The organism is Methylobacterium sp. 190mf (assembly GCF_900107945.1).
In the GTDB taxonomy this organism is placed as follows: Bacteria; Pseudomonadota; Alphaproteobacteria; order Rhizobiales; family Beijerinckiaceae; genus Methylobacterium.
In genome coordinates this window covers 95,395-112,371 of record NZ_FNVI01000009.1, presented here as the reverse complement: position 1 = coordinate 112,371, position 16,977 = coordinate 95,395, and the positions used below count along the sequence as shown (strand labels likewise).

Here is a 16,977-nt window from a genome sequence, read left to right as displayed (position 1 = left end):
GGTCCGGAAGGCGTGCCGATGGGCCGGATACTCCTCATCACGGACGATCCCGCACGCAGCCAGGTCCTGGCTCAGGACCTGTCCGATGGCCTGTCCTGTGAGCTCCACGATCTGCGCGCCGCGGAATTGCCCCTCGGCGGCGCGACCGCGATCGTCACCGACGTGCACGATCTGGGCGCGAGCTCCGTCGAGCGCCTCCGCCGCCGTCTCGCGGAGGTCCGGCACGGCGCTCCGCTGACCGTCCTGCTCCACACCGACAGCCCACGAACCCGGCTGCTCGGCGTCGCCCTCGGCGCGACCCACACGCTGTGCGCGCCCTTCGACACGGATCGCCTGCGGGAGACGCTGGGGGCGCCGCGCGCGACCGCGCGCCTCGCGACCTTCGCGGACGAGCCCCTGCCGGCCTGCGCCGTGCGGACGGCCGCGGCGGTGCGCGGATTCTACGCCTCGGTGTTCGTGCCCGACCAGCCGATCACGCCCGGCGTCATCGACAACGGAACCCAGGCCATCGACCTCGCGATCCGGGACACCGGGATCCGCGACTGGGTCCGGGCGGTCCGCCAGTTCGACGACGCCACGCACCAGCACTGCCTGCTGGTCGCCGGTCTGGCGGCGGCCTTCGCGGCGAGCCTCGGCCTCGGCGAGCAGGAGCGCCACCGCCTGACCAAGGCGGCCCTGCTGCACGACGTCGGCAAGATCCACATCCCGGCCGCGATCCTCAACAAGCCGGGCCGGCTCGACGACGCCGAGCTGGCCGTCATGCGGCTGCATCCGGAGAAGGGCTACAGCATGCTCGTCGATCAGGGCTTCGAGCAGCAGATGCTGCACGTCGTCCGGTCGCACCACGAGATGCTCGATGGGTCGGGCTATCCGGACCGGCTCAAGGGGGAGGAGATCCCCGACCTCGTCCGCCTCGTCACCGTCTGCGACATCCACGCGGCCCTGATCGAGCAGCGGCCCTACAAGCAGCCCATGGCGAGCGAGGCGGCCTACGCGATCCTGGAGGGCATGGCGGGGCGGCTCGACCCCGCGATCGTCGGCGCGTTCCGGCCGGTCGTCGCCGCCTTCGCGCCCCATACCCTCGACGCGGCCTGACAGCGTTCGGCGGCGTCGGGCCGCGGCTCCGTCGCGTTCCTTCGGCCGCGTTCCTTCGGCCGCGTTCCTTCGGCATGCGAGAGCCGCGCCGCGGTGGGATCCGCGGCGCGGCGTGCGTTTTCCACCGTCACGGCGTCGCGCGCTGCGCCGTGCGCGGCCCGCGACGCCGCTGGCTCACTCGGCCGGCTGGAGAGCCGGCGCGGGGGGAAGCGGCGCCATGGTCTGGCCGGACAGGGCCGCGGCGAGCTTGGCCTCGTCGACCTCGTTCTCCCAGCGCGCCACCACGATGCAGGCCACCGCGTTGCCGATGAAGTTGGTCAGCGCCCGGCACTCCGACATGAAGCGGTCGACGCCGAGGATCAGCGCCATGCCGACCACCGGCACTGAGGGCACCACGGCGAGCGTCGCCGCCAGGGTGATGAAGCCCGAGCCGGTGACGCCGGCGGCACCCTTGGACGACAGCATGGCGACGAGCAGCAGCAGCGCCTGCTCACCGTAGCTCAGCGGCGTGTCGGTCGCCTGCGCGATGAACAGCGCCGCCATGGTCATGTAGATGTTGGTGCCGTCGAGGTTGAACGAGTAGCCCGTGGGCACCACGAGGCCGACGACCGGCTTCGAGCAGCCGGCCCGCTCCATCTTCTCCAGCAGCGAGGGCAGTGCCGACTCGGAGGACGACGTGCCGAGCACGAGGAGCAGCTCTTCCTTGATGTAACGGATGAGCTTGATGATCGAGAAGCCGTTGTAGCGGGCGACCGCCCCGAGCACGACCAGCACGAAGATCGCCGACGTCAGGTAGAAGGCGCCGACGAGGTAGGCGAGGTTGGCCAGCGAGCTGATCCCGTACTTGCCGATCGTGAACGCCATCGCGCCGAAGGCGCCGATCGGGGCGACCTTCATGATGATGTTGACGACGCCGAAGATCGCCTCGGACAGGACCTTGATGATGTCGAGCACCGGCTTGCCGCGGTCGCCCAGGAAGGCGAGACCGAAGCCGAACAGCACCGAGAAGAACAGCACCTGCAGGATCTCACCGCCCGCGAACGCGCCGACCGCCGTCGTGGGAATGATGTTCATCAGGAAGTCGACGATGCTCTGCTCCTTCGCCTTGCCGGCGTAGGTGGCGACCGCCTTCGGATCGAGCGACTTCGGATCGATGTGCAGGCCGTTGCCCGGCTGGAGCACGTTGGCGACGATGAGGCCGACGATCAGCGCCAGCGTCGAGAACGTCAGGAAGTAGATCAGCGCCTTGCCGCCGACCCGACCGACCTTCTCGAGGTTGGTCATCCCGGCGATGCCGGAGACGACGGTCAGGAAGATCACCGGCGCGATGATCATCTTGACGAGCTTGATGAAGGCGTCGCCCAGCGGCTTCAACTCGGCGCCGAGCTGCGGGTAGAAATGGCCGAGCAGGATGCCGATCGCGACGGCGACCAAGACCTGGAAGTACAGTGTCCGGTACAGCGGCTTCGATTTGGCGGGCGGATGCGGGGCGGTGAGTGGTGACGGTACGGCAGCCATCGGGCGTTCTCCCTGTCTCGGGTTTCGGGCGGGGCGGCTCGCGTCGGGGTGTCCCGGCGGTGTCCGCGCTTGCTGTTGGCCTTCCGGCGCGCAGCCGTTCTCTGACGACATGGCTGCGTTTCGTGACGAGAATGGCAACCGGCATGCCAATTGACCGGCGGCCGCTACATTTCTTTAACCACTTGCTGAAGATAGCTTTTTTCAAGCAGACTCCCGGCAGGGCTGCGGGTGGTCTTGCGGATTCCCGCACGTCGCCGGTCGGAACGGTCCGGATCTCCGCACTGGCCCGCCGTCGGTGAGCGGGCACCCGCCCTCCGGTCACCGCCCGCCTTCGCGCCGGGGTGTCGCCGTCGTGGTCGGGCTCTGCGCGATCCTCGTGACGGCTTGGCTCGCCGGGCGCGCCGCGGAGCGCTGGGCCCTCTCGGACCTGCGGCGCGGCGCCCGTTCGGCGATCGGTCTTCAGGTCGGCGTCCTGCTCGCGGAGATGCAGAAGCAGGCGTCCCTGCCGCTGGCGCTCGCGGCCGACCCCGAGGTCGCCGCCGCGGTCGGTCCCGATCCCGGGCGCGACCTCCTGGACCGTGTCGACCGGCGGCTCGCCCAGGTCGCCGCCGCCACGGGTTCGGCGGTCATCTACATCATCCGCGCCGACGGACTCACGGTCGCGGCGAGCAACGCGGGCGAGGATCGCAGCTTCGTCGGCCGGGACTACGGGTTCCGCCCGTATTTCAAGCAGGCCCTGGCCGGCGGCGCCGGCTCCCAGTTCGCCCTCGGGACGGTCAGCGGCCGGCCGGGCCTGTACCTCGCGCGCCGGATCGGGGCCGGGAGCGGCGTCGTCGTGGTGAAGGTCGAGTTCGACGCCGTCGAGTCGGCGTGGCGGGCCGCCCGTGAGGTCACCTTCGTCACCGACGCCCGTGGCATCGTCCTCGTCACAAGCGAGCCGGGCTGGCGCTTCGACACGCTCAGCGCCGTCGACGCGGCCGAGCGCGCCCGGATCGAGGCGGGACAGGAATTCGGCAACGCACGCCTGGAGCGCCTGCCGCTCCATCCGGTCGCGGGCGAGCCGGACGTGGTGCGGGTCGGGCGCGGGTCGCTGCCGGCCTGGAGCGCGATCCTGTCGCAGGCGCCCGTACCGGGCACGGACTGGCAGCTGCGGACGCTGACGCCGCTCGGCACCGCCGTCGAGCGGGAACGCCTGCAGGCCTGGATCATCGCGGCCCTCGTCACGGCATTCGCCGGATACGGGATCTTCGCGCTCACCGATCGCGGCCGCCGGACCCGGGCGCGGCTCGCCGAGGCCGCGGCGCGCCGGGCGGAGCTGGAATCGAGCGTCGAGGCGCGGACGCGGGCGCTGCGGGAGACCAATGCCCAGCTGCGCGCCGAGATCGCGGAGCGGCAGCGCGCCGAGGCCGAGCGCGAGCGCCTCGGCCGCGAACTGGCGCAGGCCGGCCGGCTCGCGGCGCTGGGCCAGTTCGCGGCCAGCATGGCCCACGAGATCAACCAGCCGCTGGCGGCGATCCGCTCCTACGCGGACAATGCCGCGATCCTGATCCGCCGCGGCCGGGGCGAGGACGCGGCCGAGAATGCCGCCGCCATCGGGCGGCTCACCGACCGCATCGCCGGACTCACCCGGCAACTCAAGGGCTTCGCCCGCCGCGCCTCGCCGCGGCGGGAACCGGTTTCCCTGCGTGAGGTGGTGGCGAACGCGCTGGAGCTCGTGGCGGCGCGCGCCGCCGCGCTGCACGTCCCGCTGGAGGCGGACCGGCCCGCCCCGGATCTGCGCGTCCTCGGGGACGGCCCGCGGCTGGAGCAGGTCCTGGTCAACCTGCTGCAGAACGCCGTCGACGCCGTGGCGGGTCGCGAAGTGGCCCGCGTCAGCCTGCACCTCGTCGAGGGGGACGAGCGCGTCGCGATCGAGGTGACCGATACCGGGCCCGGGATCCCCGCGGAGGTGCGCGGCCAGATCTTCGACGCCTTCTTCACGACCAAGGCGGACGGCCTCGGCCTGGGCCTCGCCATATCCCGCGGGATCGTGGAGGATTGCGGCGGGAACCTGATCCTGGCCGGCGGCGACGGCGCCGGGACGGTCTTCCGGATGGAGATGATCCGGGCGGCGGACGCGGTCCCGAACGTGGGCAAGCCCGTGGGAGCGACACCGTGAGCGGACCGGCGGACGCGCAGGCGGGGACCGAGCGCGTCGTCTTCATCGACGACGAGGCCGACGTGCGCCGGGCCAACGGCCAGAGCCTGGAGCTCGAGGGTTTCGCCGTCGAGGCCTTCGCGGCCGCCGAGCCGGCGCTCGCGGCGATCCTGGCCGCGCCGCCCGGCGTGGTGGTCACCGACGTGCGGCTGCCGGGGCTCGACGGCGTCGCCCTCCTGACGCGGCTGCGCCGGGTCGACCCCGACCTGCCGGTCATCCTGATCACCGGCCACGGGGACATCCGCATGGCGGTGGCCGCCATGCAGGACGGGGCCTACGACTTCCTGGCCAAGCCCTATCCCGCCGAGGCGCTCGTCGTGTCCGTGCGCCGGGCGCTGGAGCGGCGGCGGCTCGTGATCGAGAACCGGGCGCTGCGGGCCCGGCTCGACGCGGCGATCGAGGAGGATCCGGCTTTCCTCGGGACCTCCCCGGAGATCGTGGGCCTGCGCGCCCTGGTGCGCGAGGTGGCGCAGGCCGACGTCGACGTGCTGGTTTTCGGCGAGACCGGGTCCGGCAAGGAGGTCGTGGCCGGCGCCCTGCACCGGTGGAGCCGCCGCGCGGAGCGAAACCTCGTCGCCATGAATTGCGGGGCGCTGCCCGACAGCGTGGTCGAGAGCGAGCTGTTCGGGCACGAGGCCGGCGCCTTCACCGGGGCCCTCAAGCGCCGGGTCGGCCGCATCGAGCACGCGCAGGGCGGCACGCTCTTCCTCGACGAGATCGAGAGCATGCCGCTGCCGCTGCAGGTCAAGCTCCTCCGCGTGCTCCAGGAGCGCACCGTGGAACCGCTCGGCACCAACGAGGTGCGCCCGGTCGACATGCGCGTGGTCGCCGCCACGAAGGTCGATCTCGGGCAGGCAGCCGCGCAGGGCACCTTCCGCGACGACCTCTATCACCGGCTCAACGTCATCACGATCGCGATCCCGCCCCTGCGCGACCGCGGGGAGGACGTGCTGCTGCTGTTCCAGCACTTCCTGCGCCGGGCCGCGGAGAAGTTCGGGCGCCCGGTGCCGCCCGTCACGCCGGCGATCCGCGAGCACCTGCGCCGCCACGCCTGGCCCGGCAACGTCCGCGAGCTCGGCCATTTCGCCGAGCGCTGCGCGCTGGGCCTCGCGGCGGCGGCGCAGCCCGCGGCCGAGAGGGCCGCCGCCAGCCTCACCGACCAGGTCGATCGCTTCGAGCGGCAGCTGATCCGCGACGAGCTGATCATGGCCGGCGGCGATGTCCGCGCCGCCGCGGAAGCCCTCGGCCTGCCGCGCAAGACCCTCTACGACAAGATGGCCCGGCACGGTCTGACCCCGGGCGACTACCGCTAGGGCCGTCGCCCGGCCCGTTCCGAGCCACCGCCGGTGCCGGCGCGATCACGGGAGCGCCGCGACGGCGACCTGCCGAAAAGGGGTACGCGGGCCGGTGCGGAAACTGCTTAGCGTAGCGGACGGATCCCCCCGCCGAGCCGCCCATGCCCCGCTTCTTCATCGACCTGCACGACGGAACCGAGCTCGTCCGCGACAAGGACGGCTACGACCTGCCCGGTCTCGAAGCCGCCCGGTCGCAGGCCGTGAAGATCATGACGCGGATCGCGCAGGGGCTCTCCGACCGGCCCGGGCGCCAGGATTACATCGCGGCGGTCCGCGACGACACGGGCGTGGTGCGGATGCGCTTCCGCGTGTCGCTCGATGCCGGCCCGGTCGGCTGACGTGCCACGACGCCGAGCGGCCCCGGCGCGCGCGCGGCCGGGCCAAGTCCACCTGGCGTTCGCGTCGATTTGGCGTAGGCTGGCGTTCCCTAGCCGAGGAGGGACGACATGGGTCTGATCGCCTTCATCCTGATTGGTGGCCCCTGGGTGGCGGCAACGGCGTGGCTCTGGCACCAAGCCGGCGGCGCGGAGGCATGGCGCAACGCCGTCCACGGCACCGTGCCTGGCAGGCAGTGACGCGGCCCGCGCCCACCGTACGCCTCCGACGCTCCTGACGGGCGCGGCTCTCCGGATCCGGTCCGCGGTATCACCGCCGACACGGCCGGGGGCGGCCACGCTGTCGACCGCGCTGCGAGCCGGGGCGAGATCGCGTCCCGCGCTGCGCGGCGGCTCAGAGCCGGCTCGGCGCTCGGGTGCCCGCGCCCGACACCCCGCTCACGCCCGCGCTGCTCGAACGGGCCGCCGTGCCACCGTCCAGCCCCCGAACGAGCAAGCTCAGCGCCAGGAGGGCGAGAAGAAGGCCCGCGGCCTTGTTCATCCGATTCAGAACCTGGCTGGTCACGCAGCGCCGGAACAGGGACACCGCGGTGTTGAGCATCACCCACCAGCCGAACGAGCCGACGAAGACACCGGCCGCCAGGACCGGGAACGGCGCGGTCCCGCGCTCGAGGAAGGCCGGCATCGCGGCCAGGAACAGCACGGGAGTGACCGGATTCGTCAGGGCCAGCACGACCGCGCTGCCGTAGCTCACCGCCAGCGTGTCGCGGCACGCGCGGCCCTCCTGCAGCACCGAGACGCTGCGAAGCACCCGGACCGCGAGGGCGAGAAGCACCGCCCCCGAGATCAGGGAGAGAACGGCGCCGTTCGACCACACCGCGGCGAGCTCCGCGCCCCAGCGCATGACGAGACCCCCGTATGTCAGGTGCACGGTGGCGACACCGAGCCCGGTGGCGAGGCCGGTCGACAGGCCGCCTGACAGCGTTCGCTGAACGCACAGCAAGCTCGTCGGCCCGATCGGCGCGGCGATGGACAGACCGAGACTCGCGCCGGTGAGCAGTGCCGTGGCGACGACGCTCATGGCACCGGGAATCCGGTCAGTCGTCTTCCGCGCGGTCGAGGGGCGAGGCGGCCGCCCGGGACCCCGCGGCCGCCCTGTCGGTGCCCGGGCACCCGATGTGATCGCGCTCCACGGCGGACGACGCTTGGGCACACGCGATGTCCGGCATGTCGTTCAGCTCGTCGGCGCGGGCGCCGACGCAGAACAAGACGACCACGGCGGTGGCGACGACTGTTTTCATGGCTGTTCCTCCCTCGCGTCGACACACTAGGGAGGGCCGGAACCCTGGCATCCTCTGTTCGGCGGATGGCACCGCCAGCGCCGCGTCGCGCTCGCCGCCGGCGTTCCGGTCGGGCGACAAAGCACCGTGGCGCCAGGCACTTACACCGCCGCGCCGGCGGTCAGGGCGGCCGTGTCGACGCCGCGTGTCCGGGGCCGGGGGGCGGCAAGTCCGTCAAAACGGCCCTCGGCGCACCGTCCCTGCCGGACGGCATCCTCTATTTGAAGGATGCAAATGTCGGTTTTGGACTGATATTGGTATTACCGCGGTCAGAAGAATCGTCGCGGGACGTGCCAATGCGGGAAGCGCTTATCGACCGGATCTACGAGGCTGCGGGCACGCCGGAACTCTGGCCCGACGTCCTCCAGTCCATCGGCGATATGGCGAACTCGGACGGCGCTGTGCTCACGGTGCTCCCGCCCGTCGGGACCTCCCGCTGGATCGCCTCACCGGCCCTGGAGCAGCGACTCGGTCACCAGACCGGCGCGGGGCGCAGCAGCGGTCGGATGGCGCCGTGGCGCACCGACGCCCAGGCGGGCTTCACGCGCGACGTCGACCTCGTGCCGGCCTCCTACGAAGGCTGGCCCCGCGAAGGCGACAGGCCGTTCTGGCAGGTGGGCACAACGATTCCCCTTTCGACAGGCGACATCGCGATCGTGACCGCCGAACGGCGGGCTCAAACCGGCCCCCATGAGGCCTCCGTCCTGCCCGGACTGGACGCCTTGCGACCACACCTCGTGCGCGCCTGCGAGCTCAGCGCTCAGTTCAGCTGCGAGCGCGGCCGCGTCACGACCGCGACGCTCAGCCAGATCGGACTCCCCGCCGCCGTTCTGTCGGCCTCGGGTCGGGTGCTGACCATGAATGCCCGGCTGCAGGAGCGGGAGGAGGTCCTGCCCCCCGGCCAGCACGGCGGCCAGCTCTTCAAGAGCCTGATCAACAGCAAGCTGCTGCAGGACGCGATCGGCAACGTCGTTGGCGGCCGGCGCGCGGCGCAGACGATGCCGGTGCGCAGCTACTCTGATAACCGTCCTCAGATCGCTCATGTCATGCGCCTGAAGCAGCGCCCCGGCGACGTCTTCGGTGCCTCGGCGGTGCTCCTCGTTCTCGTGCATGTCGGCGCGCGGGCGGTTCCGGACGACGGCCTGCTGAACATGCTGTTCGACCTGACGCCGGCGGAGGCGCGGTTGCTCCAGGCGCTCGCCGGAGGCTTGCGTCTGCAGAGCTACGCCGAGAGCGTCGGCGTCCAGACAAGCACCGTCCGCACCCAGCTCAACTCGATCTTCAACAAGACCGGAACGAAGCGGCAGGCCGATTTGCTGAGCATCGTCACGTCGCTCGCGCTCTTCAGCGGGCAGACGACGAAGCGCCTGGGCGCGGCGTGAATCACATATCGGCGTCGCGGAGGAAGGCGGCCAGCACCTGCGCGGTCGGAAAGGCCTCGAAAGCCCCGAACCGGCAGGTCGTGAGCGCACCGCAGGCCGCGGCCTGCCGCAGGATCGCGTCGAGGGGCTCTCCCGCGAGCAGGCCCGCGATCAGCCCGGCCGTGAACGCGTCCCCCGCGCCGACCGTATCGACCGCCGCGACCGCGAAGGCCGGCTGGCGGAGGGGGGGCAGTCCGGGGCGGAACGCCACCGCGCCGCGCTCTCCCAGGGTCACGATCAGCAGTCCGAGGCCTCCGGAGAGCAGGGCGGCGATCCCCGGCGTCGCTTCCGTGGCGTCCGCGATGGCGTCGGGAGTCCCGAGGCCGAGGTCGGCGGCCTCGACCGCGTTGACGACGAGGATCGCGGTATCGGCCAGGATCGCCGGGTCGATGGGGCGCATCGGGGAGGGATTCAGCAGCGTGGGGATGCCCGCCTGCCGAGCGAGCGCGAACGCCGCTCGGATCGAGGCGTCCGGCGATTCGAACGTCGCCGCCACGAGGTCCGCTCGCTCGAGGCGGGCGGCGACGGCTCGGACGTCCTCCGCACCGAGGGCGAGGTTGGCACCGAGGCAGACCGCGAGACAGTTCTCGCCGGCCGCGTCGACGAACGCGACGCCGGCGCCCGTCGAGCCGGCATGCGGCACCAGCATGTCCTCGGCGAATCCGACCCGCGCGAAGGTGGCGCGGACCATAGGGGAGAACACGTCCGTGCCGACGGCGAAGAGTCCGTCCACCTCGACGCCGAGCTGGTGCGCGGCGAGCGCGAGGTTGAAGCCCTTGCCGCCAGGCTCGGCGAGGAAGGCCAAGCCATCGAGGGACTCGCCCGCCTGCGGCAGCCGCGCCACCTTGACCGAGCAGGCGATCACGAAGCTTCCGACGACGAACAGGCGCATGGAGCGCTCCGAACCTGTACACTGCGAATAGCTGTACCGGAGGCCGATCGGACGTGCGCCCCAAAAATCGGACGATCAAGGGTGCTGTCGAGGCGGACCTCGCGGAGGGCGAGCGTCCCTCCGTGCTCTCTCTCCTCCGCCTGCGCGCCGACACGGCGATGCCGCTGTACCGGCAGATCGAGGGTCAGCTACGCGAACTGATCCTGTCGGGCTCGCTGCCGCCGGGCGTCACCTTGCCGGCCGAGCGCCAGCTCGCCGACAGCCTCGGGGTCAGCCGCGTGACGGTCCAACGCGCCTATGCCGAACTCAGCGACAACGAGCTGCTCGTCCCGCGCGGGCGCTGCGGCTTCCTCGTGCGCCGTCCCCCCGAGCCCGTGCGCCCGGGTATGGACCGGCTCAAGGGCTTCACGGAGGAGATGCGGGAGCTGGGGAAGATCCCATCCTCGCGCATCCTCGATCGGGCGGTCACCGAGGACCGCTCGATCGCATCGATCTTCGGCCTGCCCTCGACGGCCCCGTTCCTGCGTCTGACGCGCGTTCGCTCCGGCGACGGCGTGCCGATGTCGCGCGAGGTCGCCTGGTACAACATCCGCGCCGTGCCCGCCCTCGAGACCGGCGACCTCTCCGGTTCCGTCTACGCCTTCCTGAGCGCGCACCCGGGCGGCCGCCTCGTGCGCTGCGAGCAGACGGTGGAGGCGACCATGCCGACGGCTGACGAGTGCGAGATCTTCGCCTTCGAACAGCCCCTCCCGTGCCTGCTGATCAAGCGCCACAGCTACAATCAGGACTCGGTGATGATCGAGTACGTGGAAGGCCTGTTCCGAGGCGATGCCTATCGCTATCGGCTGAATCTGCGCGCGTAGTGTGCCCGGCTGACCGAACCGGACTCGCTTCCGTACGGTGCGCACGACGGGCTGGGCGATGCCCCGCTCGAACCGCTCCCAGCCCGCGCCGGGGACCCGCCTCCTTCAGGAAAGAGCTCTCCACGCTCGCCGGGCAAGGCGATTCCGCCGAGGCCGCCATCCGTCGCCCACCGCCGCCACGGCACGGGAGCGACGGCCGAGCTTCGCCCTTTTAACGGACGGGAACGCCCCGATGCCTCGCGTGGAACAGCGAGAAGCGCCGTGGTACACCTGATGTCTCGCGAGCGATCAGCCGGCGCAGCCAGCCATCCCGCTTCGGTCCGGAGCACACGATGAGCGAGTCCTCGACGGCGCCGACCCTGGCGACCCTGGCGACAGCCCGGGCCGGCCGGACGCAGCGTCGGCTCGCGGTCGCCGTCAGCCTCCTGTTCGGGGCCGTCACCCTCGCGCTGCTGCCGTTCGCCAACCGCCCGATGCCGCCGATGCCGGGCTTCGTGCCCGTCTACCAATCGGCGCTGATCGTGGTCTACGGCCTGACCACGTACCTGTTCCTCACGCAGTACCGCCGCATCGGCTCGGCGCCGCTGCTCGTGCTCGGGGCCGGCAGCCTCTACGTGACGCTCGTCGTCCTCCTGCAGATGCTGTCGTTCCCGAACGTCCTCGCGCAGGGTCGGCTCCTCGGCGACGGGCCGGACACCACGACGTGGCTCTGGACCTTCTGGCATCTCGGGCCGCCGCTCTTCGCGCTGCCCTACGCGCTCCTGGAGGGCGACGAGCGTCCGCCGCAGGCCCCGCGCGGAAAGGCCGGACGGATCGGCTGGGCCACCGTCGCCGGGACCGTCGCGGCCGCCGCGCTCACCGGCGTGGTGGCCGTCCGCTACGTCCACCTCCTGCCGAAATGCGTCGAGGGCGACGATTACTGGCTGCTCACCACCTCGGGCATCGGGCCGGGCGTGGTCGCCCTGACCGTCGTCGCGCTGGCCGTGCTGTGGTGGAAGACCCGCCTGCGGACCGTGCTGCAGCTCTGGCTGGCCGTGTCGCTTCTGCTGCTCGTCTTCGACAACATGGTCACGCTTCCGGGCGCCGCCCGCGGCACGGTCGGCTGGTTCGCGGGCCGGATGGAAGCCCTGGTGGCCGGCTTCATCCTGCTCGGCGTCTACCTGCGCGAGGTCGACTTCCTGTACGCCCAGGCCGCGGCCGCCGCCGAGGACCGGGAGGCCCGGCGGGCGGAGCTGCAGCGTGCCCGCGACAACCTCGCCCTGGCGCTGGAAGCGGCCGAGATGGGCGACTGGGAGCTCGACCTCCGTGGCAACACGGCGCGCCGGTCGCCGAGGCACGACGCGATCTTCGGCCACAGCGCTCCGGTCGCGGCATGGGACGTCGGGACCTTCGTCGAGCACGTCGTCCCCGAGGACCGAGACGCCGTGCGGGCGGCGTTCGATGCCGCCATCGGGACGGGCCGCCTCGACATCGACTGCCACATCCGGCGGGCCGAGGACGGGGCCGCCCGCTCGGTCACGATGCGGGGCAAGGTCTACCGCGACGGGAGCGGCCAGCCCCGGTCCATGGCGGGCGTCGTGATGGACACGACGCGCCAGCGCGAGGCCGAGGAACGCCTGAACCAGGCTCAGAAGATGGAGGCCATCGGCCAGTTGACCGGCGGCGTGGCGCACGACTTCAACAACCTGCTGACCATCATCGTCGGCAACCTCGACATGATCGTGCGCAAGCCCGACAACCCGCAGCGCGTCGAGAGGCTGGCCACGTCGGCGATGACGGCGGCGCGGCGCGGGGCCGAGGTCACCGAGAAGCTGCTGTCGTTCTCGCGGCGCCAGGTGCTCCGACCCGAGACCGTCAACCCCAACCGGCTGCTCAAGGACTTCCAGGCCCTGCTGAAGCGGGCCGTCGGCGAGACCGTCGAGATCCGGTTCGACCTCGACGCGGTCCTCGATCCGGTCCGGCTCGATCCGGGACAGTTCGAGAGTGCGGTGCTGAACCTCGCGGTCAACGCCCGGGACGCGATGCCGGACGGCGGCGTCCTGACAGTCAAGACCTGCAACGGGCACCTCGATGCCGCGGAGATTCCCGACCGGCCCGACCTGCGGCCGGGCGCCTACGTGCTCGTCTCGGTCACCGACACGGGCCAGGGCATGGACGCCGCCACGCGCAGCCGCGCCTTCGAGCCGTTCTTCACGACCAAGGATGTCGGCAAGGGAACGGGCCTCGGCCTCAGCCAAGTCTACGGGTTCGTGCGGCAGGCCGGAGGGCACGCGCAGATCAAGAGCGAGCCCGGCGCCGGCACCTCCATCGAGCTCTACCTGCCGCGCTCGGCTGAGAGGGCCGTCGAGGCCCGGCCGGACAACACCCTGCCGCTGCGGCGGGCGGCCTCCGGCGAGGTGGTGCTGGTGGTCGAGGACGAGCCGGCGGTGCTGGAGATGGCGGTCGAGAGCCTGGGCGAGCTCGGTTACCGGACCCTGACCGCGACCCGGGCGTCGGAGGCTCTGGAGCGGCTGGGCGGCCCCGAGCGCATCGACATCCTGTTCTCGGACGTCGTCATGCCCGGTGGCATGAACGGCGTGCAGCTCTCGGTCGAGGCCCGGCGCCTGCGTCCCGGCCTGCGGGTGCTCCTGACGTCCGGTTACACGGGCACGGCGCTCGACGAGCACGCGGTGCCGGCCGACCTGCCTCTCCTGAGCAAGCCCTATCAACGGGACGAACTCGCCAACAAGCTCAGGGTCGTCCTGGGCTGAACCCCCGGACCCAGGGCATTCCGCCCCGCGGTCGCGCGGCGTCGCGGACGGGTTGTCCGTCAACAGGCCTGAAGGCTTAACCCGGCCTTAACCGACCGGTTCAGCCCGCAGCAGCGGCATGTCGGCATGCTCCGTCCGTCCTCAACGGCGCCGGTACGCGCAAGGAGCTGTCCCATGCCCATCATGCCCTGGATCCACGTTGCCCTCTCTGTCGGCAGCTTCGCCGCCCTCGTCCTCGTCGCGCGGCAGGCGCTCGTGCGGCGCGATCTCGGGCTGTCCGGCCTGCCGGGCCTCAAACGCCTGCGCCGGTCCCTCGGGCCCGGCACCGTGTTCCGTGAGCGGCCCCGGTTCACGTCGCCCCGGACCAGCGGCAACACCGCCTTCGACGCCTGGCGCGACGGCGAGATCGGCCGCATCGAGGGGGAGCGCCGCGCGCTCGAAACGCGTCTCCGGGACTTCGAGGGTTTCGTCGACGCGCTGAAGCGCGCCAAGGATCGCGCGACCTTCGAGCGCTTCGTGGCGGAACATCCCGCGGGATCGGGGGCAGCGGTCGACATCGCCGGCACCGCCGATCAGGCCGAACATCGAAAAGGCTAGGTCGCCTAAGGGTTGCACCGGAGCGTCGGGGCCACGCCGTCGAGGATCAGGATCCTCGTCTCCTCTACGCCGCCCCGCACGACGCTTCGAAGACCGCGGCGAAACCTCCGAAGATCATCCGCGCCCCGTCGAACGGCATGGTCAGATCGCGGAAGCGCGGATCGGTCCGCATCGCGGCCTCGCACCGGTCTGCCGTTTCCCGGTCGGGCCAGAGGATCCACCCGAGGACGACGCTCTCGCCGTCGCGAAGGGCGACGGACCGCCGGAAATCGGTCCGCTCGCCCTCCGGAACGTTGTCGCCCCAGGCCTCCATCTGGTGGAGCGCGCCGTACTCCCGGAACAGCGCCCAGGCCGCCCTGGCCGACGCGACATAGGCCTCCCGGTTCGCGTCGGGAACCGGCGTGACGAACCCGCTCACGTAAGTCATGGGTTGCCTCCTCGAGTCGGGGTGCGCGCGGAAAGGCTTCAGGCCGGGGACTGCCTTCGCGTCACGGCCTCGGGGTCCATCCACGTCAGCTCGACGACGTGGCCATCCGGATCCTCGATGTTCCGGCCGTACATGAACGTGCCCATCTCCTGCGGCGGGCGGGGACCGGGACGTCGTGCAGCGGTTCGCCGGACTGTTTCCCCTGCCGGGGAAGGCGTTATGATCGCTTGGGAGGGTGCAGACCGGATCACGACCGACCGTCACTCGACCAAGCCGAACTCGCTCTCGAAGCCGAGTCTTCCCCTCTCGGTCACGCGGATGGCGCGCCCGTCGCGCTGACGCTCGATCCACCCGAGATCCTCGCAGCGGCGGCACAGGGCGGCTCCGAGACGGCCGGCGAGGTGCGGTCTCCGCTCGCTCCAGTCCAGGCAGGGGCGGCAGAGCAGGCGGCGGGTTCGTCCGGCCGGTTCGACTTCGACACCGAACGCGGCCAGCCACGCACCGCCGGATGCGGTCACTTCACCCGCCTCCTCGCCCAGGACGATCAGTCCCCGTGCGACCAGCGCATCGGCGATCCCGACGCCGAGCCGTCCGGCGAGGTGATCGTAGCAGGTGCGGGCCTCGCGCAAGGCTGGATCGATCCGCGGCGTCGCTCGGCGCGACGCTTCCTCCGGCTCGCCCCGGTTCGCGATCACCATCATGGCCTCGAGCATGCGGGCGACCTCGACGGAGGCGAGGCGGAAGTATCGGTGCCGACCTTGGCGCGACACCGTGAGCAGGCCGCCGGCCACGAGCTTCGTCAGGTGCTCGCTCGCGGTGGCTGGCGCGACGCCGGCCGTCCAGGCCAGTTCGGTCGCGGTCAGCGCTCGCCCGTCGATCAAGGTCGACAGGATATTGGCGCGGCTGGGATCTCCGACGAGCGCGCCGATCTCGGAGAGTGCAGGACCCTGCGTCATGAGCTGAACCTACACGCGCTCAACGCCCGCCGCATCCGACGACGCTTCGGTTTGGACCGAAGCGTTTACGGCTGACTCGGCCGGGATCTCCGGATCAGAGTGGGAGCGAGAAGCTAGAGAACCGCGCCACGTCTGTGCCCAGGGTTCGCCAGCCACGGCAGGAGGTATGCCCATGACGCCCGATAAGATGGACGACACGCAGGAGCATCATTGGATCGAAGATCCGCGATCCGGGCCCACACTGTTCCTTCGCCGGCTGTCTCCCCAGTTCCGGGGTGAGCGGGACGGTCTGACGACCGACGCCGCGTGGCTGCTCGATGCCTTCTCCGGCACCCCGGACCGGCGTGACATCAAGCTCGGGCGCGGCACGCATCTGATGCATCTCGAGGCCGGGCGTAGGGCCCTCTGACGAGCCTCCACCACATGTCTGAGTGAGCCGGTCCCGGCTTGAACCGTATCGACACCCAGGGAGGAGCCCATGTTCTCCGTCATCTTCGAAGTCCGACCCGGCGACGGTCGCAAGGACGCCTATCTGGAACACGCGCGCGTGCTGAAGCCTGAACTCGAGGGCATCGACGGCTTCATCGACAACGAGCGCTTCACGAGCCGGACGCGGCCGGGCTGGGTCCTTTCGCACTCGACGTGGCGGGACGAGAAGTCGGTGATCCGCTGGCGCACCCATGCCGGTCATCACCTGATCCAGGGGAAAGGCCGGTCCGAGGTGTTCGCGGACTACCATCTCCGCGTCGGCGAGGTGACGGCTGACACCCACCCGCCGGCGGGACATCGGGTCCGCGAGCAACGCCTCGATGAGACGGAAGTCGGCCAAGCCAAGGCCTGTACACTGTCGGAGGCGATGTCGGCGGACCGGCCCACGCCCTTCGATGTCGACCTCATGGCCATGCTCGGTCTCGACCAGCGGACCGAGGGGCTGGTGAGTTGGGACGCGTTCGATTCCTTCACCAATCCGGGAAAGGTGCTGGTGCTGCTGTCGTGGAGAGATGCCGGCGCGGCGAACGCCGTCTCATCAGTCGCCGGCACGCGCCTCCGAGCCGTTCGGATCATTCGCGACTACGGGATGTTCGACCGGCGTGAGAGCCCGCAATATCACCCGGCCGTGCAAGCCCCGGGATAGGGCCCGACGACGAGAACCGAGCATCAACACCTTCGGCGTCGCTCCGTCATCGGTCTCGCGAATGCGGACCCGGTGGCACGACGCGGTCGTCCCGCG

17 protein-coding genes and 1 pseudogene are annotated in these 16,977 nt (G+C 71.2%); 11 read left to right on the top strand and 7 right to left on the bottom strand.

Going from position 1 to position 16,977, the window contains the following annotated elements; genetic code table 11:
• The first annotated feature begins 18 nt into the window (after positions 1-18).
• Complete coding sequence (locus tag C4T42_RS12820) at positions 19-1,095, top strand: HD domain-containing phosphohydrolase (RefSeq protein ID WP_020091736.1); 1,077 nt, start codon at positions 19-21, stop codon at positions 1,093-1,095.
• A 174-nt stretch (positions 1,096-1,269) separates the two neighbouring features.
• Here the strand turns inward: C4T42_RS12820 and C4T42_RS12815 are convergent, their stop codons facing one another.
• Entirely contained in the window at positions 1,270-2,613 is a 1,344-nt protein-coding gene (locus C4T42_RS12815; protein ID WP_091678645.1) for a dicarboxylate/amino acid:cation symporter, read from the bottom strand.
• 352 nt (positions 2,614-2,965) lie between these two features.
• Here C4T42_RS12815 and C4T42_RS12810 point away from each other — a divergent pair, with 352 nt between their 5' ends.
• From C4T42_RS12810 to C4T42_RS32735, 4 genes are all read left to right on the top strand, one after another.
• Positions 2,966-4,771, top strand: a complete 1,806-nt coding sequence (locus tag C4T42_RS12810; RefSeq protein WP_244540685.1) for an ATP-binding protein — start codon at positions 2,966-2,968, stop codon at positions 4,769-4,771.
• The gene (locus tag C4T42_RS12805; RefSeq protein ID WP_056521335.1) at positions 4,768-6,123 is read left to right on the top strand and encodes a sigma-54 dependent transcriptional regulator; all 1,356 of its coding nucleotides are present in this window, start codon (positions 4,768-4,770) and stop codon (positions 6,121-6,123) included. Before C4T42_RS12810 ends, C4T42_RS12805 begins: the two co-directional genes overlap by 4 nt.
• A gap of 143 nt (positions 6,124-6,266) precedes the next feature.
• Complete coding sequence (locus tag C4T42_RS12800) at positions 6,267-6,503, top strand: hypothetical protein (protein ID WP_020091740.1); 237 nt, start codon at positions 6,267-6,269, stop codon at positions 6,501-6,503.
• 108 nt (positions 6,504-6,611) lie between these two features.
• Complete coding sequence (locus C4T42_RS32735; RefSeq protein WP_020091741.1) at positions 6,612-6,740, top strand: hypothetical protein; 129 nt, start codon at positions 6,612-6,614, stop codon at positions 6,738-6,740.
• A 154-nt stretch (positions 6,741-6,894) separates the two neighbouring features.
• On the opposite strand, the gene C4T42_RS12795 is transcribed toward C4T42_RS32735, so the two are convergent.
• Positions 6,895-7,581 carry a LysE family transporter gene (locus C4T42_RS12795; protein WP_091924652.1) on the bottom strand — a complete coding sequence of 229 codons (687 nt, stop codon included), beginning with the start codon at positions 7,579-7,581 and terminating at the stop codon, positions 6,895-6,897.
• 16 nt (positions 7,582-7,597) lie between these two features.
• Positions 7,598-7,801, bottom strand: a complete 204-nt coding sequence (locus C4T42_RS12790) for a hypothetical protein (protein WP_091924654.1) — start codon at positions 7,799-7,801, stop codon at positions 7,598-7,600.
• A 335-nt stretch (positions 7,802-8,136) separates the two neighbouring features.
• Here C4T42_RS12790 and C4T42_RS12785 point away from each other — a divergent pair, with 335 nt between their 5' ends.
• On the top strand, positions 8,137-9,222 hold the full coding sequence (locus C4T42_RS12785) for a helix-turn-helix transcriptional regulator (protein WP_091924657.1): 1,086 nt from the start codon (positions 8,137-8,139) through the stop codon (positions 9,220-9,222).
• Between the two features lies 1 nt (position 9,223).
• On the opposite strand, the gene C4T42_RS12780 is transcribed toward C4T42_RS12785, so the two are convergent.
• Positions 9,224-10,153 (bottom strand): ribokinase, encoded by a 930-nt coding sequence (locus tag C4T42_RS12780; protein WP_091924660.1) that lies wholly within the window; start codon positions 10,151-10,153, stop codon positions 9,224-9,226.
• 53 nt (positions 10,154-10,206) lie between these two features.
• On the opposite strand from C4T42_RS12780, the gene C4T42_RS12775 reads away from it, so the two are divergent.
• The 3 genes from C4T42_RS12775 (at position 10,207) to C4T42_RS12765 (ending at position 14,363) form a co-directional block, all read left to right on the top strand.
• The gene (locus tag C4T42_RS12775; RefSeq protein ID WP_170868080.1) at positions 10,207-11,016 is read left to right on the top strand and encodes a GntR family transcriptional regulator; all 810 of its coding nucleotides are present in this window, start codon (positions 10,207-10,209) and stop codon (positions 11,014-11,016) included.
• 332 nt (positions 11,017-11,348) lie between these two features.
• A complete protein-coding gene (locus C4T42_RS12770; RefSeq protein WP_103985195.1) occupies positions 11,349-13,766 on the top strand; it encodes an MASE4 domain-containing protein in 2,418 nt (805 codons plus the stop codon).
• 174 nt (positions 13,767-13,940) lie between these two features.
• Positions 13,941-14,363, top strand: coding sequence for a DUF2852 domain-containing protein (locus C4T42_RS12765; protein WP_103985194.1), 423 nt, complete (start codon positions 13,941-13,943; stop codon positions 14,361-14,363).
• A 64-nt stretch (positions 14,364-14,427) separates the two neighbouring features.
• Here the strand turns inward: C4T42_RS12765 and C4T42_RS12760 are convergent, their stop codons facing one another.
• The 3 genes and pseudogenes from C4T42_RS12760 to C4T42_RS12755 form a co-directional block, all read right to left on the bottom strand.
• The gene (locus C4T42_RS12760; protein WP_103985193.1) at positions 14,428-14,790 is read right to left on the bottom strand and encodes a DUF1428 domain-containing protein; all 363 of its coding nucleotides are present in this window, start codon (positions 14,788-14,790) and stop codon (positions 14,428-14,430) included.
• A gap of 38 nt (positions 14,791-14,828) precedes the next feature.
• Positions 14,829-14,954: pseudogene (locus C4T42_RS32410) on the bottom strand (lactoylglutathione lyase); the annotation flags it as partial.
• 96 nt (positions 14,955-15,050) lie between these two features.
• The gene (locus tag C4T42_RS12755) at positions 15,051-15,746 is read right to left on the bottom strand and encodes a helix-turn-helix transcriptional regulator (protein ID WP_103985192.1); all 696 of its coding nucleotides are present in this window, start codon (positions 15,744-15,746) and stop codon (positions 15,051-15,053) included.
• Positions 15,747-15,918: 172 nt separating this feature from the next.
• Here C4T42_RS12755 and C4T42_RS12750 point away from each other — a divergent pair, with 172 nt between their 5' ends.
• The gene (locus C4T42_RS12750; protein ID WP_103985191.1) at positions 15,919-16,155 is read left to right on the top strand and encodes a hypothetical protein; all 237 of its coding nucleotides are present in this window, start codon (positions 15,919-15,921) and stop codon (positions 16,153-16,155) included.
• Between the two features lie 69 nt (positions 16,156-16,224).
• Positions 16,225-16,881, top strand: coding sequence for an antibiotic biosynthesis monooxygenase (locus tag C4T42_RS12745; protein ID WP_020091752.1), 657 nt, complete (start codon positions 16,225-16,227; stop codon positions 16,879-16,881).
• The last annotated feature ends 96 nt before the right edge of the window (positions 16,882-16,977 follow it).